This is a genomic window from Mesorhizobium sp. 2RAF45 (assembly GCF_052115225.1).
Taxonomy (GTDB): Bacteria; Pseudomonadota; Alphaproteobacteria; order Rhizobiales; family Rhizobiaceae; genus Mesorhizobium; species Mesorhizobium jarvisii.
Map to the genome: position 1 here is coordinate 1 of NZ_JBFRGG010000037.1, position 1,115 is coordinate 1,115.

Annotated in this window: 1 protein-coding gene; it reads left to right on the forward strand. The window is 62.2% G+C overall.

The annotated features are described in order from the left end of the window. Positions 1-206: 206 nt before the first annotated feature. Positions 207-1,115 (forward strand): IS110 family transposase (locus tag AB4Z43_RS33465; protein ID WP_441940987.1); only part of this gene is annotated, 909 nt, incomplete at its 3' end.

Below are 1,115 nucleotides of genomic sequence, written 5' to 3' on the forward strand. Positions count from 1 at the left end.
CTGGAACACCCCTTGTATCTGCACGGAGGAGACTTTGTGCGATGGAAGCGACTGAGCCTCGAACCGGACGGCCATCCGATTCGAGGCTTGGCGAAGTCGCCCGACACCCCTGCGGCTACAACCGTGGATGAGCCTGGGATCTTCGTCTTCGTCACGCACGACCGAATAGTCGCTTGGCTCCAATCGCACGCACAAGGCAGGTTACCGTGAACACGACCCTCTGTGGAATAGATATTTCGAAAGACTGGCTCGACGCYCATATCGAGCCGATGGGAGCGGCAAACCGCTTCGCCAACGATGCGGCAGGCATCGCCGATCTGGCCGCCTGGTGTCAGAACCATGATGTCGAACTCGTCATCATGGAGGCCAGTGGCGGCTACGAACGGCTGGCCTTCCTGCTCTTGTGGGAGATGGGCCAACCCTGCGGCATGGCCAACGCGAGGAGCGTTCGCTACTTCGCCGAGGCAATGGGTTTCCTGGAGAAGACCGACAGAATCGATGCCGCCGTGATTGCCCGTTATGGTGCCGTCAAGCGGCTCAAGCCGACGCCGCCGCCGAGCGCGGCCCAGCAGCGGCTCAAGGCGCTGGTTGCGCGGCTTTCCCAGGTGGGAGGAGATCTCACCATTCAAAAGCAGCGCAAGAGCACCGCCGACGCCGAAACTATCGCCAGCCTCGATGAAGTGATCGCGCTGCTTGCGCGCCAGAGCCGCAGGCTCGAAGGTGAGATCGCCACGCTCATCGATGACGATCCGCTGTGGGCATGCCTCGACCGAGCCTTCCGCTCGCTCAAGGGTGTTGCCTCTCGCACCGTGGCGCGGCTGATGGCGCAGTTGCCGGAGATCGGCATCCTCTCCAACAAGGCCATCGCCAAGTTGGCCGGCCTGGCGCCGATCGCCAATGACAGTGGCAAGCGCAGCGGTCGAAGACCAGTGCGCGGCGGTCGGGCAGGGCCGCGCGGCGTCCTCTTTCTCGTTGCCAGCATCGTTGCCAAATATGATCCGCATCTGGCAGCTTTCAAGCAACGGTTGCAGACTGCCGGAAAGGAGAAAATGGTCATCCGCATTGCGCTCGCCCGCAAGCTGCTCGTCATTCTCAATGCAAAAGCACGCGACGCG